The organism is Novosphingobium sp. RL4, from assembly GCF_035658495.1.
In the GTDB taxonomy this organism is placed as follows: domain Bacteria; phylum Pseudomonadota; class Alphaproteobacteria; order Sphingomonadales; family Sphingomonadaceae; genus Novosphingobium.
Genome location: NZ_CP141945.1, coordinates 1,343,767 through 1,367,811 on the forward strand (window position 1 = coordinate 1,343,767; position 24,045 = coordinate 1,367,811).

The following is a 24,045-nucleotide window of genomic DNA, read 5'->3' on the forward strand; positions in this document are numbered from 1 at the left end:
AAGGCGCCCGGATGGAAGCGGTTACGGCAACTTTGTTTCAAACCGTTTCCGCGGCGCACGGAGGGCCAAAAAGACGGATGCAGGATTTGCAATCCTTAACGCATGCCGCCATGGTCCCCGGCAGAAACAGGAAAGGATTAAGGTTTGGAGTCAGTTTCGGTCGTACTTTTCTTGCTGCTGGCAGTTGTCGTCAGCGGCGCGATATCGAGGATGCTGCCATGGTCGGTGCCGACACCGCTGGTGCAGATCCTGCTGGGCGGGGTGATCGGTCTCTCGACCTCCTACAGCGTGTCGCTCAATCCCGAACTGTTCCTGCTGCTGTTCCTGCCGCCCCTGCTGTTCCTGGATGGCTGGCGGATTCCCAAGGACGAATTGTTCAAGGACGTCTCCACCGTCGTCGAACTGGCGCTGGGGCTCGTGCTCACTACGGTGATCGGCATGGGCCTGTTCATCCACTGGATGATCCCGGCCATGCCGCTGGCTGTTGCCTTTGCGCTGGCCGCAGTGGTTTCTCCGACCGATCCGATCGCGGTCTCGGCCATCGCTGCGCGCGTGCCGATCCCCAAGCGCATGATGCACATCCTCGAAGGGGAATCGCTGCTCAATGACGCCTCGGGACTGGTCTGCCTTCGCTTCGCCATCGCGGCGGCGCTGACCGGGACGTTCTCCGCCGGCGCAGCGGCGCTCAACTTCCTGTGGGTGGCGGGTGCAGGTCTTGCGATCGGCGTTGCCGTCACCGTTGTCGTCTCGCGCGCGAAGACCTGGGTCAATCGCCGCTGGGGCGAGGATACCGGCTCGCAGATCCTGGTGAGCCTGCTCATCCCCTTCGGTTCCTATATGCTGGCCGAGCACTTCCACGCCTCCGGCATCCTTGCCGCCGTGGCGGCGGGCGTGACCATGACGTTCGCGGAAATCTCGCGCCAGGCCATGGCGGTCACGCGGATGCGCCGCAACTCGGTGTGGGACACGATCCAGTTCACCTTGAACGGCATCATCTTCGTGCTGCTGGGCGAACAGCTTCCCGCCATTCTCGCAGGCGCCAAGCGGACCGTCGCGATGACCGGCCATACCGAGCCGGGCTGGCTGGGGCTCTATGTCGTCGCGATCGTGCTGGGCCTTGCGGCGCTGCGCTTCGCCTGGGTGTGGCTTTCGCTCAAGTTCACCATCCTGCGCAAGCGTCAGGCGGGTGAAAGCGTGAGCTTGAGCAGCCCGAACTGGCGGCTGGTGGCGGCGATGTCGTTCGCGGGCGTGCGCGGCGCGATCACGCTGGCAGGCGTACTGACCCTGCCGCTCGCGCTGAACGATGGCAGCCCGTTCCCGGCGCGCGATCTGGCGATCTTCCTGGCGGCGGGGGTCATTATCGTCTCGCTGGTAGTTGCCAGCCTGGCGCTGCCGGTCCTGCTCAAGGACCTGACGATGCCGGCCGAACCGTCGAAGCAGGCGGAGGAGGATGCCGCGCGCATCGCCACGGCCGAGGCGGCGATCTGCGCGATCGAGCGGCACACGCACGCGCTGGCGGAAAACCGCGGCGATGCCGACCGTTATGCCGCCGCCGGTGGCCGCGTCATGGACTTCTACCGCGAACGCATCGAAGGGTTGAGCGAGGACGAAAGCGACGCGGCCCGTGCGCAGGAACTGCTGTTCCGCGATTTCCGCCTCGTCGGCGTCAAGGCGGAGCGGATCGCGCTGGCCGAACTCATCCGCGAGCGCCGGGTCGGCAGCGAGACCATTCGCAAGCTGACCCGCGAACTCGATCTCGCCGAAGCGCGTCACCGGGGCTGAAGCGGTTCGGCCGGTTCGGTTAGCGGACCGGCCGAAGCTTTCACTCAGGCCGTTCGCGAAGTGAGCAGTGCGGCGCCGAAGCCGACGAAGATGGAGCCGGTCACCCGGTTGAACACGCGCTTCACCGAGGGCTTGCGCAAGTGCCGCGAGAGCGAACCGCCGGCCATGGCGTAAGTGCAGTACCAGAGCATCTCGATCACCGCGAAAGTGCTGACGAGCACCGCGAACTGCGGGGCCTTGGGCTCGGCTGGATTGATGAACTGGGGGAAGAAGGCGGCGGCGAAGAGCAGCAGCTTGGGGTTGCTGATCGCAATGGCGAAGCCGCCACGGAACAGCGCCCAGGGCGAACTGCGCCGGTCGATCCTGTCATCGCCTTCTTCGATCTGGGAAACGTCGGAGCGCCAGGACTTGATGCCGAGATAGACGAGATAGGCGACGCCGAGGTAGCGCAGCACCTCGAAGGCGCCGGGGATCGCCTTGAGCAGCGCGGTAAGGCCGGCTGCCGAGGCGGCGAGCACGAGCGTGATCGCCAACATGCATCCCGCCATCGCGGCCATGGCGCGGCGGAAGCCGAACTCGACGCTGCGTGTCATGACGTGGAGCATGTTCGGGCCGGGCGTTCCCGACAGCAGGAACACGGCAAAGGCATAGAGCCACCAGGTCTGGAGCGTCATCGTTCGTCTCGGCCTAAAAGGGAGAATTCGCTTAGGTCCGGAGCGGCGCCATCGCAATCGGATTTTGGCGGCGCGCAAGCCTGTCGGTCTACGCCGCCTAGGTCTCGATGAGGACCGTGTCGATCGTGAACGAGCCGTCGGCTTCGATCTCGAAATGCGCGGACACCTCGCTGCTGGCGGCCCTTTGCAAGGCGCGGATCGCGGCCACCTGTTCCGGCGGGGTGCGCATTCGCCCGGTCCAGTCCGCGAAATCCATGCGCAGGCGGGCCGTGGTCATCCGTTTCGCGGCGAACCCGGCGCGTGCCAGCATCGCGAGCCACTCCGCCGCCGCATAATCGCGCACGTGGGAGAGGTCGCGCAGCAGTTCGACCGCCTGCAGATGCGTATCGGCGGCGGGATCGGCGGGCGCGATCACGTCGATGAAGATCGCGGGGCAACCGGGGGCCAGCACGCGCCGGGCCTCGCGCAGTCCTGCCTCGGCATCGCGCCAGTGGTGGGTGGAAAAACGGCAGGCGAGAAAGTCGAAGCTGTCGTCCGCGAAAGGCAGGGCTTCGGCGGGAGCTGCGTGGGTCGCGATGTTGGCAATCCCGCGCCGGGCCGCCTCGGCCGCGATCACGTCCAGCATCCGGGGCGAAAGGTCGCTGGCGGTCACGGCTCCGGCATGGGGCGCGATGGCATATCCGGCATGGCCGCCGCCCGCGCCCAGGTCGAGGGCATGGCGCGGCGCGGCCTCGCGGGCGCGCTCGGCGATCCAGTCGAGGTCGGCGCCCGAGGCGTGGACCTTGCTGGTGACATAAGCGGCGGCGGTGGTGCCGAACTGGCTTTCGACCAGTTCGTGCCGGTCCTGCGGGACCGCTGTTTGGCGGGAATTGTCGTTGGTCATGGGGTAATCTCCTTGCGAAGTCCCGTTCGCCCGGATTATAGCCTGTTACAATGAACATTGTTATCCTGTTATAACGCTGACCATGCAGACCGATGAGCAGCGACGTTTACTGGGCGCCTTCGTTCGCACCCGCCGTGAGAGCATGGCGCCTGAAGGGCATGACCGCCGCCGCCGCACTCCGGGGCTGCGCCGGGAGGAGCTTGCCGCCCGTGCCGCGATCGGCACGACATGGGTGGCGTGGATCGAACAGGGCCGGGATGTGCGCCCTTCCGCCGAAACACTCTCTCGGCTGGCGGTGGGCCTCAGTCTTTCGGTGGCGGAGCGGGACTATCTGTTCGCGCTGGCTGGCAGGCATGATCCGGTCGATCCCTTCGCCCATGCCCGGCAGGCCGCACCGCTCGCCATTTCGGCGCTCGTCGAGCGGCTGGACTGGCCCTGCTATGCGCTCGACCCGGCATGGGCGGTCTGCGCGGCCAACGAGGCGGCGCGGCGCCTGTTCGTGGGCCTGTTCGAGGGCGATGCCGCCCCCAACCTGCTGCGCTATGTCTTCACCCATCCCGCCGCCCGCGTCCTGCTGCCGGACTGGAAGGAGCGCGCGGCGCGCCTGCTGGCGGAATTCCGCCGGGATTACAGTCATGCCCTTGCCGATCCGCGTGTGCGCGGGGTGGTCGAATGGCTTCAGGAGAACAGTCCCGATTTTCGCGAATCGTGGGACGGGCAGAGCGTGCTCGCGCGCGAAGGCGGAACACGAACATTTCGCCACCCCGATGAAGGTATGATACGCTTCACCCAGCATACCCTTGCGGACGTTGAGCGCGGCGATTTCCGGGTTGTCTTCCTGCAACCGGCGGAAAAGCACATATAACCTTCACCCGGCCCGCCCTTTCCAGGAATGCATGACCGCCAATCATGAAATTGATTCATGAGAGTATCCCGTCCAGCGCATTTTTCTAACGGGGATCAGGTCGTTAGGGGCTGAACTATTCCAGCAGGATTTCCCGTCCGTTTCTGATGTCACGTGCAGCAGAGGGTCGTAGCGGGGGAAACCCAACCAAAAAATGAACCGGAGAGGAATTCGCCTGTCCTGCGCGCGTCTTGCGTGCGGGGCGGCCTATGGAGTTCTCGATGCTAGGTATCGTCAAGACCGCGCTGCACCGCCCCCTGACCTTCATCGTCATGGCCATCATCATCGCCATCGGCGGCTTGCTCGCGGCTTTCCGCACGCCTGTCGACATTTTTCCCGAAATCAAGGTGCCGGTCATCGCCGTCGCCTGGACTTATGCGGGCCTTGCGCCGCAGGACATGACGGACCGCATCGTCACGCCCTATGAGCGCGTGCTGACCACCACGGTCAACGATATCGAGCATATCGAGAGCCAGTCCCTTCAGGGCACCGGCATCGTCAAGATCTACTTCCAGCCGGGCGCCGACATTCGCACCGCCACCGCGCAGGTGACCTCGGTTTCGCAGACGGTGCTGCGTCAGATGCCGCCGGGCATCACCCCGCCGCTGATCCTGAACTACAGCGCCTCGACCGTGCCGATCCTCCAGCTCGCGCTGTCGGGCGAGGGCATGACCGAGCAGCAGCTGTTCGACATCGGCCAGAACCAGATCCGCACCGGCCTCGTCACCATTCCAGGCCTTGCCATGCCGTTCCCCTCGGGCGGCCGCCAGCGCCAGGTCCAGATCGACCTCGATCCCCAGGCGCTTCAGTCAAAGGGTCTTTCCGCGGTCGATGTCGGCAATGCCATCGCCTCGCAGAACCAGATCAACCCGGCCGGCTTCGTCAAGATCGGCGCGACCCAGTACTCGGTACGGCTCAACAATACGCCGGATTCCATCGAGGCGCTGAACGAACTGCCGGTCAAGGTCGTCAACGGCGCGACCATCTACATGCGCGACGTGGCCTATGTCCGCGACGGCAGCGCCCAGCAGCAGAACGTTGTCCACGTCGAAGGCCGCCGCTCGGCCCTGCTGACCGTGCTCAAGAACGGCGCGACCTCGACGCTTTCCATCGTCGAGGGCGTGAAGGGAGCCCTGCCCAAGATCGCCGAGACCCTACCGGACAGCCTCAAGATCCTGCCGGTGGGCGACCAGTCGCTGTTCGTGAAGGCGGCGGTCAACGGGGTGATCCACGAAGGCGCCATCGCCGCCGCGCTGACCTCGCTGATGATCCTGCTGTTCCTTGGTTCCTGGCGTTCGACCGTCATCATCGCGCTGTCGATCCCGCTTGCGGTGCTGGCCGCGATCGCCATGCTGGCTGTGTTCGGGCAGACGCTGAACGTGATGACGCTGGGCGGATTGGCGCTGGCGGTGGGCATCCTCGTCGACGACGCGACCGTGACCATCGAGAACATCAACTGGCACCTCGAACAGGGCAAGGGCGTGATGGAGGCGATCCTTGACGGCGCCGCCCAGATCGTCACCCCGGCGTTCGTCTCGCTGCTCTGCATCTGCATCGTCTTCGTGCCGATGTTCTTCCTGCCGGGCGTCGCGGGCTATCTCTTCGTGCCGATGGCGCTTTCGGTGGTCTTCGCGATGATCGCCTCGTTCGTCCTGTCGCGCACGCTGGTGCCGACGCTGGCGATGTACCTGTTGAAGCCGCACGCGACCGACGACGAGAACCCGCACAACGCCGGAACGCCGGAATCGCACAACCCCCTCGTGCGGTTCCAGCGCGGCTTCGAAGCCCGCTTCGAGAAGCTGCGCGACGGTTACCTCGGCATTCTTCACCGCGCATTGCAGGGCCAGAAGGCCTTCATGATGGGCTTCCTCGCGATCGTCGTCATCTCGTTCGGGCTGATGCCGTTCCTGGGGAGCAACTTCTTCCCGACCGTCGATTCCGGCCAGATCGCCATGCACGTCCGCGTGCCGGTGGGTACCCGCATCGACGAGACGGCGCTGCGGTTCGAACGGATTTCGGCGGAAGTGCGCAAGCTCATTCCCCGCACCGAAGTCGGTTCGATCACCGATAACATCGGCCTGCCGGTCAGCTCGATCAACACCGTCTACAACAACAGCGGCACCATCGGCCCGCAGGACGGCGACATGCTGATCACGCTGAACAAGGACCACGCGCCGACCGGTGATTACGTCGAGAAGCTGCGCCGCGAATTGCCGCGCCTGTTCCCCGGCACCCAGTTCTCGTTCCTGCCTGCCGACATCACCAGCCAGATCCTGAACTTCGGTTCGCCTTCGCCGATCGACGTGCAGATCGCCGGCAAGGACCTGGCAGGCTCGCGCGTCTATGCCCAGAAGCTCATGGCCAAGATGGCCCGCATCCCCGGCCTTGCCGACATGCGCCTCCAGCAGCCGGCCAATTCGCCGCAGCTCGATGTCGACGTGGATCGCGCCCGCGCGGGCCAGTACGGCCTCACCGAACGCGACGTGACCACCAGCCTCGGCAACTCGCTGGCGGGAACCTCGCAGACCGCGCCGGTGTTCTTCGTGAACCCCGACAACGGCGTGCAGTACGCGGTCGTCGCACAGGCGCCCGAATATGCGGTGGATTCGATGAGCAAGCTGTCGAACCTCCCGGTGTCCGGCGCTGCCGCCGGAACCCGTCCGCAACCGCTCGGCGCATTGGCGACGGTCAATCGCTCGACCACGGCTCCGGTCGTTTCGCACTACAACATCGCCCCGGTCATCGACATCTACGGCACTCCGCAGGGCCGCGATCTCGGCGCCGTGGCGGGTGACGTGCAGAAGGCGATCGACGAGCTGAAGGCCGAAGCGCCCAAGGGCTCGACGATCACTATCCGCGGCCAGTACCAGACGATGAATACCGCGTTCTCCGGCCTCGGCTGGGGCCTGCTGGCGGCGGTCGTGCTGATCTACCTGCTGATCGTGGTCAACTTCCAGTCCTGGCTAGATCCCTTCGTCATCATCACCGCGCTTCCGGCCGCGCTCGCGGGTATCGTCTGGATGCTCTTCGCGACCGGGACCACACTGTCGGTCCCGGCGCTGACAGGCGCGATCATGTGCATGGGCGTGGCCACCGCCAACTCGATCCTCGTCGTCAGCTTCGCGCGCGAAAAGCTCGCCGAGCTGGGAGACCCGGTGAAGGCGGCGATGGAGGCGGGCCTCGTCCGCTTCCGCCCGGTGCTGATGACCGCGCTGGCGATGATCATCGGCATGGGCCCCATGGCGCTCGGCCTCGGCGAAGGCGGCGAGCAGAACGCTCCGCTCGGCCGTGCCGTCGTCGGCGGCCTGATCTGCGCGACCATCGCAACCCTCCTCTTCGTTCCCACCGTCTTCGCCTTCGTCCACGGCCGTCGCCGCGAGAAGGCTGCCCCCCAGGAAGTGCAGGCCGCCCATGCATGATTCGACCTCTGAACTCGCCGCCCAGCCCACGGGGCCGGAAACCCGCACGCTGAAGCGGGTCGGCATCGGCGCCGCGGTGATCGCGCTGGCCGTGGTCGGCGCGGGCATCGCCACGCGCCTCAGCGCCACGCGCGATCTCGAAGCCGTGGCCGAGGATGCCGCCGTGCCCACCGTCGCCGTCGTTACCCCGGCGAGCGCGGCGGACGCGGGCGGCCTTGCGCTGCCGGGCACCGCGCAGGCGTTCAACAGCGCCGCGATCTATGCCCGCACCAACGGCTATGTCCGCAGCTGGCAGGCCGACATAGGCGACAAGGTGGGCGCCGGGCAGACGCTCGCCGTGCTCGATGCGCCCGAAGTCGACCAGCAGCTGGCGCAGGCCAAGGCGGACTATCAGACCGCGCTGGCCAACCAGCGGCTCGCCGCCACGACCTCGAAGCGCTGGAGCGCCATGCTCAAGCAGGACGCCGTCTCGCAGCAGGAAGTGGATGAGAAGGCGGGCGATCTCGCCGCGAAGACCGCGCTCGCCAATGCCGCGCTCGCCAGCGTTCGCGAACTGGAAGCCACGCGCGGCTTCACCCGCCTCTCGGCCCCGTTCGCGGGTGTCGTGACCAGCCGCTCGGCGCAGATCGGCGCGCTGGTGGTGGCGGGCAATGCCGCTGCGCAGCCGCTGTTCACCGTTTCCGACGTGCACCGCATGCGCGTCTATGTCCGGGTGCCGCAGATCTATTCGGCGCAGGTCATCCAGGGCGTGAACGTCGATCTGACACTGCCCGAGTTCCCGGGGCGCAAGTTCCCCGGCACCGTTACCCGCAGCGCGGGCGCCGTCGATGCGCAGTCCGGCGCGGTCCTCGTCGAGGTCCAGGCCGACAACAGCGAAGGCGCGCTGAAGCCGGGCGCCTTCGTGGAAGCCCACTTCGACGTTGCGGGCGGCGTGCAGGGCCTGACCCTGCCGGGCAGCACGATCCTCTATACCGACAAGGGCCCGAGCGTGGCCGTGGTCGGCGCGAACGACCGCGTTACCGTGCGCCCGGTCACCATTGCGCGCGATCTTGGCAAGACGGTGGTGGTTTCGGTCGGCGTCAGGCAGGGCGACCGAGTGGTGGACAGCCCGCCGGATTCGATGCGCAGCGGCGATCAGGTGAAGATCCAGAAGGCCGCGCCGAAGCCTGCCGCTCCTGCGGCAGCAAAGGGCGCCGCTCATGGCGGCTAGGCTGCGCGCAGCCGCAGCGCTGCTTTTCGCCGGGTGTTCCATGGCCGGGTGCTCGATGGCGCCCGACTATCACGCCCCCGAAACCGCCGCACCGCCGGCTTTCCGCGAAGTGGCGGGCTGGTCGCAGGCGGCCCCGCGCGATGTCGAGGCGCGCGGCGAGTGGTGGACGATGTTCGGCGACCCGACACTGGACGATCTGGAAAAGCGGGCCGAAGCCGCCAGCCCGACGCTGGCCGCCGCGCTCGCCCGCTACGATCAGGCACGCGCGGCCGCCGGTGTCACCGCCTCGGATCTCTATCCGACGGTCGGTGCCAGCGCGGAGGCATCGCGAGACCGCGTTTCGGCCGGCCGCCCGCTATCGACGGGTACGGCACGCACCTATAACAACTACGTGGTCGGCGGCAGTCTGTCCTACGAACTCGACCTGTGGGGCCGGGTTCGCAATTCGGTGAAAGCCGCCAATGCCGAGGCGGTGGCATCCGGCGGCGATCTCGCCTCGGCGCGGCTCAGCCTCCAGGCCTCGGTGGCGGATGCCTACTTGCGGCTGCGGGGGCTCGATGCACAGGCGGACCTGCTAAACCGTTCGGTCGAGGCGTTCGAGCGCGCGCTCAAGCTCACTGACACGCGGCATTCGGGCGGCATCGCCTCGGGCATCGACGTCAATCGCGCCCGCACCGTGCTGGGTAATGCCCGTGCGCAAGTCTCGGCCATCGCCAACGAGCGTGCGGCGACCGAGCACGAACTGGCGGCGCTGGTCGGCGTGGTGCCGTCGGAATTCTCGCTGCCGATGCGCAGCGAGCCGCTCGATGTGCCGGACGTTGCCGTGGGCGTGCCTTCGGAACTGCTCCAGCGCCGTCCCGACATCGCCGCAGCCGAGCGCAGGGTCTTTGCCGCCAATGCCCGCATCGGCGTGGCCAAGGCGGCGTGGTTCCCCTCGATCGGCCTCGGCGCGGCCGGGGGCTGGCAGACCACGAATGGCGACCTGCTGAAGACGCCCAACACCTTCTGGTCGCTCGGCCCGGTTTCGGCGCTGCTGACGCTGTTCGACGGCGGCGCGCGCAAGTCGCAAGTGAAGATGTCTCGCGCGGAGTACGAGGAAGTGGCGGCCAGCTACCGTTCCACCGTGCTCGGCGCGTTCCAGGACGTGGAGGATGCGATCGCGGCGATGCACCACCTGGAGACGCAGGCCGGGGCCCAGCGCGATGCGGCGCAGGCCGCGCAGCGCACCAGCGAGATCGCCCTGTCGCGCTACCGCGACGGCGCTTCGGACTATCTCGAAGTGGTCACCGCCCAGACTGACGCGCTCGACGCGCAGCGCTCGTGGATCAGCGTACAGACGGCGCGGCTGCGCGCCAATGTCGCTTATGTCCGGGCGATGGGCGGCATGAGCTAGGTTCGCATACACTTACCGTCCTTGCGTGCGGCGCGCCGCGCGCAAGGACGGCGAAAGCTGCGGTCAGGCCAGGGCCGGTGAAAGCCCGGCGACGCGGGAGACGATGTCCGCGGCAAGGCGGATCGGGTCCTGGGAGGCGATGAAGGGCGTGCCGTCCGGTTTCCAGTCGAGCCCGCCGATCGAATAGCGCATGCGCTCCTTCTGCCAGGCCACATAGGCGCGGTGGTCGGCGAAGGCCTGGTCGATGGCCGCCACGGGATCGGCGTCCGGCGCCACCACATCGCCGAAGTGCCACATCGCGTAGTCCTCGCAGTCCTGCCACTGCGCTTCGTGCGCGTTGACGAAGAGGCACGGCCTCGGGCGGATCAGGAATTCGTAGACCTGGCTGCTGACATCGCCGAGATAGAGATCGGCGCTGCAGGTATATGTCATGTCGTTGCAGCGCGGCGAGCCGAGGTCGACGATCACTTGCCCCGGCACTGCCAGCGCTTCCCACTCGCGTCGGCGGCTTGCAGACCAACGGGCCGCCATCCGCACATGGGGCGCGACCACGAGGTTGTAGCGCCCGTCACGCACCACCGCATCGATCAGTTTCGCAGCGAAGGCGTCGAAGGAATTCAGCTTCTTGGTGAAGTGCGGGTTGTAGAGGATCGTCTTGCGGCCATTGTCGAACAGCGGCGCGGGATGGAGCCCGGCGCGCAGCATCGCCGCCAGCTTGATCGGCCCGGCGGCGGTGCAGTGTTGCGGCGTCACCAGCCCGGCAGCCAGCAACCGGTCGCGGTCCTTTTCGCCCGCCACGATCACATGGTCGAACAGTTCGAAGCGTTTTTCGAAGCCGACCGCCCGGTCGCCGGCGCCATGGGGAATGTGCACCAGCGGCGGGCACTGCTTCCAGAGGCGCGGCAGGATCGTGGAGGTGCGTTCCGCGCAGAGGATCAGTTCGGCATCGCGCAGCAGCGGCGACCAGTAGATCAGCCGCGCCATCTTTCGCGCGAAGCCGGGAACGAGTGCATTCAGCGGGGCAGGCAGGCGCATTTCCACCAGCGCCGGCAGGGGCAGGCCCATTCTCGCCGCGAGATCGCGCACGGCCTGCACGTCGGCGGCCTTGGGGACGAAGATGGTCACGCTGCCGGGATGGCGCCGTTCCAGTTCGCAAGCCACCGGTACGATATGCGGCAACTGGTGCGCGCCGCCGATCGCCAGTACATGGATCAGGCGCGGCGCGGCGCCCTTCAGGGTGGTGGCCGGAGGCGGGAGGACGACTTGCGATGCGGCTGCAACAGTTGCGTTCATGCTCGGCCTATGCCGCGCCAGTGTCTCGCCATGATTGCGGAAACATTTGGATTTGCCCATGTTGCATTCGGCTCGCCGCACTCGACGTGGGCGCGCGGGGCCGGTACGAGCACATGTTCCTGCGATCACGGGCCGACGATAACCGCATATGCAGATCCTGCTTGTCGAAGACGATGCCAGTCTGGCTGCCCATGTCGCGGCGGGTCTTCGCGAGGCCGGGCACATTGTCGAGCATCGGGCGGACGGGCGCGAAGGGCTGATCCAGGCCACTTGCGAGACCTACGACGTCATCGTGTTGGACCGGATGCTCCCCTCGCTGGACGGGCTCAAGCTGCTGGCGGCGCTGCGCGCGACGGAGAACGCCACGCCGGTCCTGATCGTCAGCGCCCTGGGCGATGTGGACGAGCGCGTGCGCGGCCTGCGCGCGGGCGGCGACGATTACATGGCCAAGCCCTTCGCGATGTCGGAACTGCTGGCGCGGGTGGAAAGCCTCGGTCGCCGCGGCGCCGCCGTCACCGAGCCGAGCGACTTCTTGCGGGTGGCCGACCTGGAGATCGATCTTGTTGCTCACGTGGTTTCCCGGGGCAGCCGGCGGATCAACCTGACCCTGCGCGAACTGCGGATTCTCGCCTATCTCGCGCGGAATGCGGGGCGGGTGGTGACCCGTTCGATGCTGCTGGAGAACGTGTGGGACTACAATTTCGATCCCCAGACCAACATCATCGACCAGCACATTTCCAAGCTGCGCCAGAAGATCGCGCAGGACGAAGAGGCGCCGCTGATCCACACGATCCGCGGGCTTGGCTACGTCATGCGGCCGGAGTGACAAGACCATGAAGCGCCTGCTGCGCAGCCTGTCGTTCCGGCTCGCGCTGACTTACGCGGTGCTGTTCAGCCTTTCCGTCGGGCTGATGATCGGCGCGGGCTACTGGTTCCGCGTGGAGCGGCCGATGGATCAGGTCAGTTCGGTGGTGGAGGCCGAGGCAAGCGAGATCGCCGCGATCTACCGCGCGCACGGGATCGCGGCGGCGCGGGCGGCGCTGGAGCGACGCTCGCACCGCGCGGACCAGCGTATCCCGTTCCATGCCCTGATCGCGCCGGACGGCGAAATCCTCGCCACCAACCTGCCGAGCTGGGCGCCGGTACCGAACCGGCACTTGTCCATCATCGAGGCCGACAGGTTCGTGGACGGTTTCGAGATCGACCACTCCGCGCTGGTGCGCGACCAGACGATGCCGGACGGCGGGCGCCTGATCGTGGGCCGCGATGTCGAGGATATCGTGGACGATGAAGACATGTTGCGCACCGGCGCGCTGTGGATGCTCTGCGGCACGCTGGCGTTGGGGCTTACCGGCGGCTGGCTGATGAGCCACACCATCGGCAAGCGGATCGACACGATCACGTCCACGGCCTTGCAGGTGATGGAAGGCGACCTTTCCGGCCGCGTGCCAGTGCGGGGCACGAACGACGACTTCGACCGGCTCTGCGTAACGCTGAACCTGATGCTTTCGCGGATCGAGAGCCTGTTCGACGCGGTCCGCCGGGTGTCCGACAACGCCGCGCACGAACTGCGAACCCCGCTGGCGCGTCTGGCGGGCAAGCTTGAAGTGTTGGAACACGATCTCGGCCACGACCCGGCAGCCCGCATCGCCATCGGCGAGGCCATCGTGGAGGCCAACCGGCTCCGCCAGATATTCGCCGCGCTGATCCGCATTTCCCGGCTGGAAGGCGGCCGGGCCACGGTGCGGCTCCAGCGCACCGATCTGGTGCAACTTCTGGAAGACGTGGTCGAATTCTACCAGCCGGAAGCCGAGCGGAGAGAGATCGAGCTGGAGCTTCTCGCGCGGCGCCCGCTGGTGGCCGATCTCGACCTCGACATGGTGTTTCAGGCGATCTCGAACCTGCTCGACAACGCGCTCAAGCACGCGCCTGACGGAGGAAGGGTGGAAGTTCGCGCAGTCCGGCGGGCGGATGAGGTGGTGCTGAGCGTGGCGGACGACGGCCCGGGCCTAGCCCCGGCCGACCGCGCGCGCGTGACCGAGCCGTTCTACCGTGCGGAAGGCTCGGCGGGCATTCCCGGCGAAGGGCTCGGCCTGAGCATGGTCGCCGCCATCGCCCAGGTCCACGGTGCCAGAATCGAATTTGCCGACGCGGCACCGGGCCTGCGGGTAATCCTGCGCTTTCCCGCACAAGCTTCGGCAAGCATGCCCATCCAGGCAGCCTCGGATTAAACACCTGCATAGCGCCCAACCAAGCCGTTCGACCGAGATTTTCGCAGGCTTGGGAGCGGACATTCAGATTATGACCGGACCTAGCCAGAGCAGACCCTTCGGCCAGTTGTAATGCTAGTGTCCATCGACCGAGGCCGAGCAGAGTGCTGTCGGATGGCTTCCGATGATAATCACACCATACAGGCTATTCTTTCGGCAGATTATTCTGAGACCTTGGTTCAAACTACCCTAGCCGGACAAGCACCGATGCCCATCGATCGATTGTCCCGATGACCGGGTGCGCCGCTTCGACAAGGGTTGTCAGTTCATAGCCCCTGCAGCCAGCAGGGGCTGTCAGCGCCCGCCAGCTTATGATCCCGGCTTCTTCGAGCTCGCGCAGCCTACGCGCCAGGATATTGGCTGAGACGGCGGGAATGGCCCCTCTTGTCCCGACGACAGCGCCGCCTCCACCTCTGCAATGCGGGCCTCGAGACCGGCGATCCACCGCCGCTGCTCTTCGAGTGGATCATAGGCAGCGGCGTGGTCGAGCACCTCGAGATAGCGCCAGAGGCTCGACCAAGTGCTGCGCAACCTTTCACTTATTGCCATGGAACATCTCTCGATAGATCGGACCTCGTCCTGAAGATGGCGCTGCTCATGCCAGGCGTTCCCGTGGCGCCGGGCCGTGCGCGGTGGCCTGCGTCGCCGACCGGTCATCGCCCGATGGCGGCGCGATGCGATACCAGAGTGCGTAGAGCGCGGGCAGGAACAACAGGGTAAGGACGGTTCCGCCCAAGGTGCCGCCAATCAGCGTCACCGCCATGGATCCCCAGAACACCGAACTGATGAGCGGCACGAACGCCAGCACGGCAGCCAGCGCTGTCAGGATGACGGGACGCGAGCGCTGGACCGTCGCCTCGACCACCGCATCAAAAGGAGACAGTCCGGCATGCTCGTTGTCGTGGATCTGGCCCATGAGGATCAGCGTGTTGCGCATCAGGATGCCCGCGAGCGCGATGAGCCCCAGGATTGCGTTGAACCCGAAGGGCTGGCCCGTCAGCAGCAGGATCGGCACCACCCCAACCAGGCCGAGCGGCGCGGTCAGCAGGACGATCCACATTGCCGACAGGCTGCGCACCTGAAGGATGATCACGATCATCATCAGCACGATCATGATAGGGAAGATCGGCGCAAGCGCGGCATTGGCCTTGCCAGCCTCCTCGATCGAGCCCGCCATGTCGATATGATAGCCGACCGGCAGATCGTCGATGATCGGCTGCAGCTTCTTCGCCATCGCCGCCGATACGTCGGGCGGCTGAAGCCCATCGGCGATATCGCCGCGCACCGTGATGGTCGGTACCCGGTCGCGGCGCTGGAGGATCGGGTCCTCCATACGGACTTCCATCCGGCCAATCTGGCTGACCGGGACGCGCTGCCCGTCCGCGCCGGTGAGGGTGTAGTCGCCGATACGCGCCGGATCGAGCCGATCGGGCCCCTCAGAGCGCACTACGACATCGACGGTACGGATGTCTTCGCGAGCCTGACTCACGGTGACGCCGGTCAAGAGGAACTGAAGCTGTTGCGCTACGTCGCTGGAGGAGAGGCCAATCGCGCGCAGACGATCCTGGTCGAGCACGAAGTGCAGCGCGGGCGCCCGCTCACTCCAGTCGCTGTTGACGGTGCGCATCATGGGATCGGCTTGAAGGACGTTCTGGACCTTGGCCGCGATGGAGCGGACCGTTGCGAGATCGGGTCCGTTGACACGGAAGGCGACAGGGAACGGCGAATAGGGACCAAACACGAGCTGCGTCGCGCGCACGCGTGCGGCAGGCGCGAGCCCATCTGCCGCAGCCCGGCGCAAGCGGACCTTGAGCGCATCACGCGATTCCTCATCCGGCGTGCGCACGATGATCTTGGCGAACGACGGATCGGGCAACTCAGGCGAAAGGGACATGAAGAAGCGCGGAGCGCCTTGTCCGACATAGGTTGTGACGACCTTGGCTTCCGGCTGCTTGCGCAGCCAGGCCTCGACCTCCTGGGCGGATTTCGCCGTCTGGGCGATCGCAGTGCCCTTTGGCATCTGCACCTCGACCAGCACTTCGGGCCGGTCGGAAGCGGGAAAGAACTGCTTCTTCACCAGCGGCATACCCGCGCCGGCAACAAGGAATGCGCCAAGGGTCGCCAGTGCGACCAGCTTCTTACGGCGCACCGCCCAACCTATGACCCGGCGCACCTTCTGGTAGCGCGGCGTCTCATAGATCGCGGAATGCCCGCCTTCGACCGGCTTGATATTGGGCAGCAGCTTCACGCCCATGTAAGGGGTGAAGATCACCGCCACGAACCAGGAGGCGATGAGGGCAAAGCCTACTACCCAGAAGATGTTTCCGGCATATTCCCCAGCCGTGGACTGGGCAAACCCAACCGGCATCAGGCCGATGACCGTCAGTAGCGTGCCCGCCAGCATCGGTGCGGCCGTGTGGCTCCAGGCATAGGCCGAGGCCTTGATGCGGTCGTAACCTTCCTCCATCTTCACGACCATCATCTCGATGGCGATGATGGCGTCATCGACCAGAAGGCCAAGCGCGAGGATGAGCGCGCCCAGCGTGATGCGGTCGAGGACCCGGCCAGTTGCCCACATGATGACCAGCACCACCGCAAGCGTCAGCGGCACGGCGGCCGCGACGACGATGCCTACCCGCCAGCCGAGGCTGACGAGGCTGACGATCATCACGATCGCAAGCGCCTCCAGGAATGTATGCATGAACTGGTCGACGGCTTCGCTGATGTTCACGGCCTGATCGGTCACGGGCGTCAGGCTCATGCCCACCGGCAGCTCGGACGAGATCTTCTCGATCTCGGCCTTGAGCGACTTGCCAAGATCGAGGCCATTCCAGCCCTCTCGCATGATGACACCAAGCAGAATGGCGGGTTCGCCCTCGCTGCGAACCAGGAATGTCGCCGGATCCTCATAGCCGCGCGTCACACTGGCGATGTCGGACAGGCGCAGTGTCCGCCCATTGGCGACAATCGGCACATCACGGATCTTCGTCAGATCGTCGAAAGCGCCATCCAGGCGCACCAGGGTTTGCTGACCCTTCGTTTCGATCGCGCCGGCAGGGGTGATCAGATTTTGGCTCGCAAGCGCCGTGAAGATATCGCGAGGGGATACACCCAGGGTCGCCAAACGCTCTTGGGCGAACTCGACATAGATGCGCTGGGGACGCTCGCCGACGATGTTGATCTTGTTGACGCCGGGAACGTGGAGCAATCGCTGGCGCAGGCTCTCCGCTTCGCGCGCGAGCAGCCGCTGCGGTTCGCCCTTTGCCTTCAACGCGTAAAGAGCGAACGTGACGTCGCCATATTCGTCGTTGATGAAAGGTCCAACCACGCCCTGAGGCAGCTTCGCGGCTTCATCGCCCAGCTTCTTGCGGGCCTGGTAGAATTGCTCCGGCACCTCTTTCGGGGGCGTCTTGTCGATCAGCGTCAGCGTGGTGAAGGCAAGGCCGGGCCGCGTGAAGGTTTCACTGCGGTCGTAATAGCGCAGTTCCTGCAACCGCTTCTCGAGCGGCTCGGCGACCTGGTCCTGCATTTCCCGTGCGGTCGCGCCAGGCCAAGCGGTAACCACGGTCATGACCTTGATGGTGAAGCTGGGGTCTTCCGCCCGGCCAAGGCTGAGGAAGGAGAAGATACCTGCACCGACGATGGCAATCAGGAAGAAGAGAGTGACGGATTTCTCGCGCACGGCGAGCGCGGAGAGGTTGAAACCCCGCTTTTCGGGCGCATGCTCGCTCATTGCGCGGCTCCCGGCACCAGCGCAGTGCGCACGGCCTGACCCTGGTGCAGCATGTGGGCTCCCATGGCAACGAAGCGTTCACCTGCCTTGAGGCCCGATGCGATCGTCGCAGTCTCCTCACCGACCGCCGCGATCCGCACAGGCCGCCACGCGAGCTTCGCGGGCGAGCCGGAGCGGATCACCCAGACACCGGGACCTTTGCCCTCGTCCCGAATTGCGCCGAGCGGCACCACGGTCGATGACGCATCTCCGGGCTGCGCCAGCGAAACAGTAACCGTCGATCCGAGCGGAGCGTCCGCCGGTGCGCCTTCGAGAACGTAGCGGGCTTCGAAGGTGCGCGTCGCCGGATCGGCAGCATCGGAAAGAAGACGCAGGCGCGCCGGCCCCGTCGCGCCGCCATAAGTGCGGGCACGGGCCGTCGAGCCGGTCGTCGGTCGGATCGTCTCTGGCAATTGCACCAGGGCTTCGCGTGGGCCGGACCGGGCCAGCCGGACAACAATCTGGCCTGCTGCCACCACCTGCCCAGGTTCCGCAAGCGTCTCGACGACCGTGCCGTCGGCATCGGCCATGAGGAGGCTGTAATTCGCTTCGTTGCGCGAAACCCGGGCCTGCGCTTCCGCCGCCGCGAGCTGAGCACGGGCCGAATCCGCGGCGGCCTTTGCCTGATCGTAAGTGGAAGCCGAGACCGCTCCCGCGCCGACGAGGTCGCGCAGACGCTTCTCGTCGGCTGCGGTCTGCACCGAGCGTGCACGCGCGGCCTGCACCGTTTCTTGCGATGCCCGCGTTGCAAGCGCGAGATCGGTCTGATCGATCCGCATAAGCGGCTGGCCGCGCCGTACGACCTGTCCGGCATTTACGAGGCGTTCGATCACTTTGCCGCCGACCCGGAAACCCAGATCGCTCTGCACACGGGCTGCGACGATACCGGTGAATTCGCGATTGATTCCGCCCTGCGACGCGGACGTCATCACCCTTACCAGGGGCGGCTCCGTACGCGGGTCGCCATCCGCCTTGCTGCATGCTGCGAGGGAAAGCGGGAGAGCAAGGACGCAAAGGCCTGCTCCTAGAAAACGACTCGACAAGGCTGGATCCTCCAAACTTTGGAGGAGCATTGTTGTCGTGTAACCATTATGTCAATAGGTCACTGGTCATTGTCACGGCGCGAGGCTGCGCAGAATGAGGCTCATTACTTCAGATGGAGCTTCGGGAAGCAGGTCGAGATTGCGCTCGAGATGGAGCGGATCGACAAAGGGCGTCATGGCATGGAAGATCGCCCGGCAAGTCTCGTCGAGCGGCGTCTTGCGCTCGAACTCGCCGCTTTCCCGGCCGCTCTTGATGATTTCGGCAAGCATGTGGTTGAGCGTCTGCTTGTATGCCAGGGACGAACCCCATTGCTCAGCGGCAGAATGGGCCGTGATGTCATAAATCTTGCGATCATGGAAAAAAAGGTCGACGCTTCGGGTTGTCAAGCTTTTGAACATGCGACGAAGACGATCTGTCGCGCTGCTGCCTTGATCGATCGCCGCGCGCGCCTCTGTTAAGATCTGCTCCAGTCGCGAACCGCAGATTGCTTCCCCGATCGCCTGCTTCGACTCGAAGAAGCGATAGATATAGGCTTTTGAGAATCCGATCTCCTTGGCGAGGTCGGCCACGGTAGTCTTGGCATAGCCATAGCGGGCAAAACATTCGTGCGCCGCCGCGATGATCTGGTCGCGCACGGCATGTTCTGCGGGCCCTCGGACCGGGGAGTCATTGGTGTAGGTGCTGCTGCTCATCGCTCAAGCATAATGACATAGGCCATAATTGACAACGAGTGACCATTATATATATCAGTCATATCTTGCCATTTGCGTCCTGAGGAAGCGATGCGTCCCCTGAACTCGATTCTTTCCGCCGTAGGCGGCTCCGTCCTTCTTGCCGGCTGCGGAGTTGGGCCGCGCTATGTAGCCCCGGTGTCGATACAGCCGGCCGCCTTTACGAGCGGACCTGCGGTCGAGGCGCGATCGTCCGCATCGGAATCCTCAGACCTGGTTGCATGGTGGCGCACGTTCGACGATCCGCTTCTTACAAGCCTTGTCGAACGGGGACTGGTGCAGAATCTTGATCTCCAGCAGGCGGCCGCACGCGTCGTCCAGGCGCGCGCGGCGCTTAAGGGTGCGGATGCCGCGCTGATGCCCTCGGGTCAGGTCAGCGGACAGGCCGGTGAGGTCTATCAGTCCCGTGACACGCCTATCGGACGGATCGGCAGTGCTTTTCCCCAGTTCGAGCGGTCGACCGAGACCTATGAGCTGAGCCTCGGTGCCAGCTGGGAAATCGACCTGTTTGGAGGGCGCGACGCTGCTCGCGATGCGGCGCGCGCCGACTGGCAGACATCACAAGCCGGCGCGGTTGCCGCGCGCCTATCCGTCGCGGCGCAGATCGCCGATACCTATGTTGCCATCCGAATGTTGCAGGCGCGGCTCAATGTCGCGCGTTTGCAACTCGAAACCCAGCAGCGGCTGGTCGACCTTGTGGCGCTCCAATATCGCAAGGGTGTGGCTGCCGAACTTCAGTTGAGGCAAGCGGAAGGCGCTCTGGCGCAGGTCCGCGCCTCCGTCCCGGCTCTGCAAAACGAGCTCGACATGGCGATGAATGCACTCGACGTGTTGATCGGCGTTCAGCCTGGCACGACACGCCCCGAACTTGCAGCCTCGACGCCAGTCCCAGCACCGCCTGCGATCTCGACGGCCGGGGGGCCGGCCGCCTTGCTGCGCCGTCGCCCCGACATCATAGCTGCGGAGCGCACGCTTGCCGCGTCCAACGCGCGCATTGGTGTGGCGGTATCGGAATATTATCCGAAATTCTCTCTGAGCGGCCTGTTGGGAACGGCGACCACGGCTGCAGGCGGCCTGTTTACCGGCAATGCCACGCAGGCCAATGGCGTGTTTGGCCTGCGCTGGCGGCTGTTTGATTTCGGGCGGGTCGACGCCGAGATAAAGGCCGCCAAGGGACGCAATGTCGAAGCGCTGGCAGCTTACCGCCTGACGGTTTTGCGCGCCTCGCAGGATGTCGAGGACGCATTCTCCACACTGCTGCAACAGGAAGCGCGCGCGACGGCCCTCGTCCAGGGCGAAGGTTCGCTGTCACGGGCGCGAGACGCTTCCATGGCCGCCTACAAGGGCGGAATGGCAAGCCTGATCGAGGTGCTGGATGCCGACCGTCGCCTGCTCGAAACCCGCGATGGCGCGATCCAGGCGCGCGCCGCAGCAACGCGAGGCGCGATTGCATCGTTTCGTGCCCTTGGCGGAGGATGGAGCGCCGCGGGTTGATCGCCGGCGAAATTCGGCTCTTTAGACTGTCAGTCGCAGATTTTCCGATGAGCCGCTTGTGAAAGCAACCTGTGGCCCCCTCATGTTGAGGCGTAGTGAGGCAGTTGCCAGGCAAGTGGGACGGCGGCGGCCATTTTCGGTGAAACCCTTCATTCATACCGCCCCTTCAGGATAACTTTTTGGTCGGCGGCCGACGCCGCCTAAGCGTTAGCTATCTCCACAACCAGGCCCAGCACCCGACGGTCGCCTATCGGCCAGTCGAAGGCATCCAAAATGGGAAAGCTGCCATTCCGCACCTGAGAGCGTAAAATTGGGTGCTGAACGACCGGGCAGGGGCGAGCACGGAACGGCGAGCACGGCATCAAGCCTTTGAGAGTCGACAGGTCTGCCAGGCGCCCTTTCAGTCTGGCGAGTGCGTCTTGCTGGAAATGTGAGTGAGGCATAGATGCCCGACCATGAAACCGATCGCTCCCGCCCAAATCGACGACCAGGTCATCCGCTTTGCTCGCATCGCACTCAAGGGTGTGCCCGAGTGGATCGAGGTGGAGCCTCTAGAGGGAAGCATGCAAACCGAGTGCTTCGATAACGTCGATCGGGCGATCCGCGCTCATGGTGGCAAGGCGATCATGGGGTGGATCATTTGGGAAAAGCCTGGCGTATGGCTGGAGGCAGAGCACCACGCGATATGGGAGCAACAGGACGGCACCCGGCGCGACGTTACCCCCACGGTTGATGGGGAACCGCGCATAGTGTTCGTGCCGGATGACAAGGCAATTCGCACCCATCCTCGGTTTGGGCTACCGACCCGCTACGTCCCGATCTCCAAAGACCTGGTGGCGGTCAATGCGATTAAGAAGGCGCAAAAGATGATGGAGGTTCGCGCCGAGATTCTCGCCGCTGGGGGTATCAGCCCAAAGCTGATGCCGAAGGCGCAATTGGCGCATGAGCGTTTCATCAAAGCGCTGGAAGCGATCGACGCTAAACTCGCAGCGCAGGCCAAGGTCGAAAATGACGACACGCCGGAGTGATGGTGTGCCTACCGTTGTCTGCGGCGCGGGCGGCAGCAATCGAGAAAGCGGAACATCCTGACTTGAGGTTGGAAAATTGATGGCTGAACCACGATAAAGGGTCCGCTGTGATGGGCAAGGCCTGGGACAACTCTTCCGTTCCGCGCGGAGAGTCCAGCGGCTGGTTCATTACCATAAGCCGTCACTCAACGGTCGGCTCGCTGGGCGCGAATTGCGACCGGAACTGGGCCGCTAGTTACCTGTCCGCTTCCGAGACGGCGGCCACCGGTCGTCACCGCAACCGGAAGGCAAAAGGTCGACGTTCAGCGTCTCGATCTTGGAAAACGCTGCGGCCATGAAATCCATGAACACCGTGGCGCGACGCGGAAGAAGGCGGTTGGCGACGTAGAGGATGTGTATGGGAACGGGGGTGGCCTCACATCCGGTGAGGATCCGCTTGAGGCGACCGCTCCTGAGGCCGTCCTCGAACAGCCAATGCGGCCCAAGGGCGACGCCCAGGCCGGCCAGGGCGGCCTCGCGCGCGGCTTGTGGGGCGCTCACGCGAAGTCGGCCGGACACCGTAACTTCCAAGTCGGCGAAGCGCCAGGTCGCGCCCGTCGACAGCAGGGAATAGACGATGCAGTCATGGTTGATCAGGTCGCCCGGCGTTTCGGGCGTGCCGCGCGCGTCGAGATAATCCGTCGCCGCCACGCAAATGCGCGTGAAAAGGCCGACACGCCGTGCGCGCAAGGCGCTGTCGCTGAGGTGTCCGATCCGCAGGGCCAGCTCGACGCCGTCGTCGATGAGGTTCACGAAACGATCGGAAATCTGCAGGTCGAGATCGAGACCCGGGTAGGTCCGCAGAAACTCAGGGACTTGGGGCATCAGAAACGCGTGAGCAAAGGCCGTTGGGCAAGCGACGCGGAGCAGACCAGAGGGACTGGCCTCGCTCTTCAGCGCAGACTCGGCTTCGTTCACGGCGTCGAGGATGCGGCGGGCTTCGACATAGTAGCGTTCGCCTTCGGGCGTCAGGTGCAGTTTGCGGGTGGATCGTTGCAAGAGCCGCTGCCGAAGATGCGTCTCCAGGGCCGCCACATTGCGGCTCACCCACCGCGCTCCATGTCTGGAATGCTGAAGAGCGGTCGGCGCGAAGCGCGCCGTGAAACCCAACAGAATATGGGAAATCCATTTTACCTCAATCAGGGTCGCAAGTATGTCCGGCCGAGCTGATCTATCACTTTTATCATATGTTCCCGGAGCGCGGGCGGCCCAATCACTTCGACATCGGTTCCAAATCGTAGAAGCTCGGAGCAGGCATGCGAGACAGAGCCGACTGGAAGCGTGGCAACCCGAAAACCTGCGTCATCCTCATCGCCGAGTACCATCTCCAACTGCGCATACGGGGATAGGAACGCCGGCAGCATCTTGATGCCTGCCGGTGTCAGTCGGACGACGGCCGAGGCGGAATGAAGCTCTTCCTCCAGCCTTGCCGTGCTCTCTCTCCAGTAATCGGCAAGATCGAAAGCCGCAGGCCGTTCGAAATGCTCGTCGAGCAATGCCAGATCGCAAATTCTGCTGATACGATAAGTGCGAACGCTCGCCCCGACTGATCCGATCAAATACCAGGCGCCCGCTTTCAAGACGAGACCAAGTGGCGCTACCTGTCGGCGCCGCTCGGATTTCCAGCTCCGGTAGCGGATGTCGATAAGCCGATCGTGCCACACTGCCTCAAATACGGTCCGCAGGTGCTCGGGCGTTTCGCCTCTATCGAGCCACCCCGGCGCATCGAGATGAAACCGCGTCCGCGTACGATCCGCTGACGACCGCATCGACTCCGGTAGCGCCGTCGACAGCTTGAGTTGTGCGGTCACCAGCGTTGCACCTAGTCCGAGAGCGTCGGCTGCCCCGGGAAGTCCCGACAGGAACATGGCCTCCGCCTCCCGCTCCGACACGCCGTTCAGGCGCGTGCGATACCCTTCAAGCAACCGATACCCGCCTTCCGAACCACGATCGGCGTAAATCGGTACACCTGCCGAACTGAGTGCATCCACGTCGCGGTAGATCGTCCGGACCGATACTTCGCACTCTTCGGCAAGTGCGGAGGCCGACACCCGGCGCCGTGCCTGAAGGGTCATAAGGATCTTAAGCAGCCGGGTCGCCCGCATCGTT

At 65.1% G+C, this 24,045-nt stretch carries 18 protein-coding genes; 9 read left to right on the plus strand and 9 right to left on the minus strand.

Annotated features, from left to right (window positions below; all coding sequences use genetic code 11):
• The first annotated feature begins 144 nt into the window (after window positions 1-144).
• Window positions 145-1,782 (plus strand): Na+/H+ antiporter, encoded by a 1,638-nt coding sequence (locus U9J33_RS22905; protein WP_324699269.1) that lies wholly within the window; start codon window positions 145-147, stop codon window positions 1,780-1,782.
• Between the two features lie 44 nt (window positions 1,783-1,826).
• Here U9J33_RS22905 and U9J33_RS22910 read toward each other — a convergent pair whose 3' ends face one another.
• Together U9J33_RS22910 and U9J33_RS22915 are read right to left on the minus strand one after the other, a co-directional pair.
• Window positions 1,827-2,456 carry a LysE family translocator gene (locus tag U9J33_RS22910; protein ID WP_132469516.1) on the minus strand — a complete coding sequence of 210 codons (630 nt, stop codon included), beginning with the start codon at window positions 2,454-2,456 and terminating at the stop codon, window positions 1,827-1,829.
• 97 nt (window positions 2,457-2,553) lie between these two features.
• Complete coding sequence (locus U9J33_RS22915; RefSeq protein WP_324699270.1) at window positions 2,554-3,339, minus strand: class I SAM-dependent methyltransferase; 786 nt, start codon at window positions 3,337-3,339, stop codon at window positions 2,554-2,556.
• 82 nt (window positions 3,340-3,421) lie between these two features.
• Here U9J33_RS22915 and U9J33_RS22920 point away from each other — a divergent pair, with 82 nt between their 5' ends.
• The 4 genes from U9J33_RS22920 to U9J33_RS22935 all read left to right on the plus strand — a co-directional run bounded on the left by U9J33_RS22920 (window position 3,422) and on the right by U9J33_RS22935 (window position 10,265).
• A complete protein-coding gene (locus tag U9J33_RS22920; protein ID WP_054437339.1) occupies window positions 3,422-4,204 on the plus strand; it encodes a helix-turn-helix domain-containing protein in 783 nt (260 codons plus the stop codon).
• Window positions 4,205-4,464: 260 nt separating this feature from the next.
• Window positions 4,465-7,662, plus strand: coding sequence for an efflux RND transporter permease subunit (locus tag U9J33_RS22925; protein ID WP_324699272.1), 3,198 nt, complete (start codon window positions 4,465-4,467; stop codon window positions 7,660-7,662).
• Window positions 7,655-8,872, plus strand: coding sequence for an efflux RND transporter periplasmic adaptor subunit (locus U9J33_RS22930; protein ID WP_054437337.1), 1,218 nt, complete (start codon window positions 7,655-7,657; stop codon window positions 8,870-8,872). Before U9J33_RS22925 ends, U9J33_RS22930 begins: the two co-directional genes overlap by 8 nt.
• Window positions 8,862-10,265 (plus strand): efflux transporter outer membrane subunit, encoded by a 1,404-nt coding sequence (locus tag U9J33_RS22935; protein WP_324699273.1) that lies wholly within the window; start codon window positions 8,862-8,864, stop codon window positions 10,263-10,265. The genes U9J33_RS22930 and U9J33_RS22935 overlap by 11 nt, the downstream gene beginning before the upstream one ends.
• Window positions 10,266-10,328: 63 nt before the next feature.
• Here U9J33_RS22935 and U9J33_RS22940 read toward each other — a convergent pair whose 3' ends face one another.
• A complete protein-coding gene (locus tag U9J33_RS22940; protein ID WP_324699274.1) occupies window positions 10,329-11,558 on the minus strand; it encodes a glycosyl transferase in 1,230 nt (409 codons plus the stop codon).
• A gap of 148 nt (window positions 11,559-11,706) precedes the next feature.
• On the opposite strand from U9J33_RS22940, the gene U9J33_RS22945 reads away from it, so the two are divergent.
• Together U9J33_RS22945 and U9J33_RS22950 are read left to right on the plus strand one after the other, a co-directional pair.
• The gene (locus U9J33_RS22945; RefSeq protein WP_324699275.1) at window positions 11,707-12,384 is read left to right on the plus strand and encodes a response regulator transcription factor; all 678 of its coding nucleotides are present in this window, start codon (window positions 11,707-11,709) and stop codon (window positions 12,382-12,384) included.
• 7 nt (window positions 12,385-12,391) lie between these two features.
• Window positions 12,392-13,789 carry a HAMP domain-containing sensor histidine kinase gene (locus tag U9J33_RS22950; protein WP_324699276.1) on the plus strand — a complete coding sequence of 466 codons (1,398 nt, stop codon included), beginning with the start codon at window positions 12,392-12,394 and terminating at the stop codon, window positions 13,787-13,789.
• 223 nt (window positions 13,790-14,012) lie between these two features.
• On the opposite strand, the gene U9J33_RS24905 is transcribed toward U9J33_RS22950, so the two are convergent.
• From U9J33_RS24905 to U9J33_RS22965, 4 genes are all read right to left on the minus strand, one after another.
• Entirely contained in the window at window positions 14,013-14,273 is a 261-nt protein-coding gene (locus tag U9J33_RS24905) for a winged helix-turn-helix transcriptional regulator (RefSeq protein WP_420719899.1), read from the minus strand.
• Window positions 14,274-14,423: 150 nt separating this feature from the next.
• Window positions 14,424-17,561 carry an efflux RND transporter permease subunit gene (locus tag U9J33_RS22955; protein ID WP_324699277.1) on the minus strand — a complete coding sequence of 1,046 codons (3,138 nt, stop codon included), beginning with the start codon at window positions 17,559-17,561 and terminating at the stop codon, window positions 14,424-14,426.
• Window positions 17,558-18,643 (minus strand): efflux RND transporter periplasmic adaptor subunit, encoded by a 1,086-nt coding sequence (locus U9J33_RS22960; protein WP_420719900.1) that lies wholly within the window; start codon window positions 18,641-18,643, stop codon window positions 17,558-17,560. Before U9J33_RS22960 ends, U9J33_RS22955 begins: the two co-directional genes overlap by 4 nt.
• Window positions 18,644-18,715: 72 nt before the next feature.
• Window positions 18,716-19,336, minus strand: coding sequence for a TetR/AcrR family transcriptional regulator (locus U9J33_RS22965; protein ID WP_185999343.1), 621 nt, complete (start codon window positions 19,334-19,336; stop codon window positions 18,716-18,718).
• A gap of 90 nt (window positions 19,337-19,426) precedes the next feature.
• On the opposite strand from U9J33_RS22965, the gene U9J33_RS22970 reads away from it, so the two are divergent.
• The gene (locus U9J33_RS22970) at window positions 19,427-20,869 is read left to right on the plus strand and encodes an efflux transporter outer membrane subunit (protein ID WP_324699974.1); all 1,443 of its coding nucleotides are present in this window, start codon (window positions 19,427-19,429) and stop codon (window positions 20,867-20,869) included.
• Between the two features lie 455 nt (window positions 20,870-21,324).
• Window positions 21,325-21,897, plus strand: a complete 573-nt coding sequence (locus tag U9J33_RS22975; protein WP_324699279.1) for a hypothetical protein — start codon at window positions 21,325-21,327, stop codon at window positions 21,895-21,897.
• 231 nt (window positions 21,898-22,128) lie between these two features.
• On the opposite strand, the gene U9J33_RS22980 is transcribed toward U9J33_RS22975, so the two are convergent.
• On the minus strand, window positions 22,129-22,983 hold the full coding sequence (locus tag U9J33_RS22980) for a LysR family transcriptional regulator (protein ID WP_324699280.1): 855 nt from the start codon (window positions 22,981-22,983) through the stop codon (window positions 22,129-22,131).
• Window positions 22,984-23,075: 92 nt separating this feature from the next.
• A complete protein-coding gene (locus U9J33_RS22985; RefSeq protein ID WP_185999345.1) occupies window positions 23,076-24,041 on the minus strand; it encodes a helix-turn-helix transcriptional regulator in 966 nt (321 codons plus the stop codon).
• Between the last annotated feature and the right edge of the window lie 4 nt (window positions 24,042-24,045).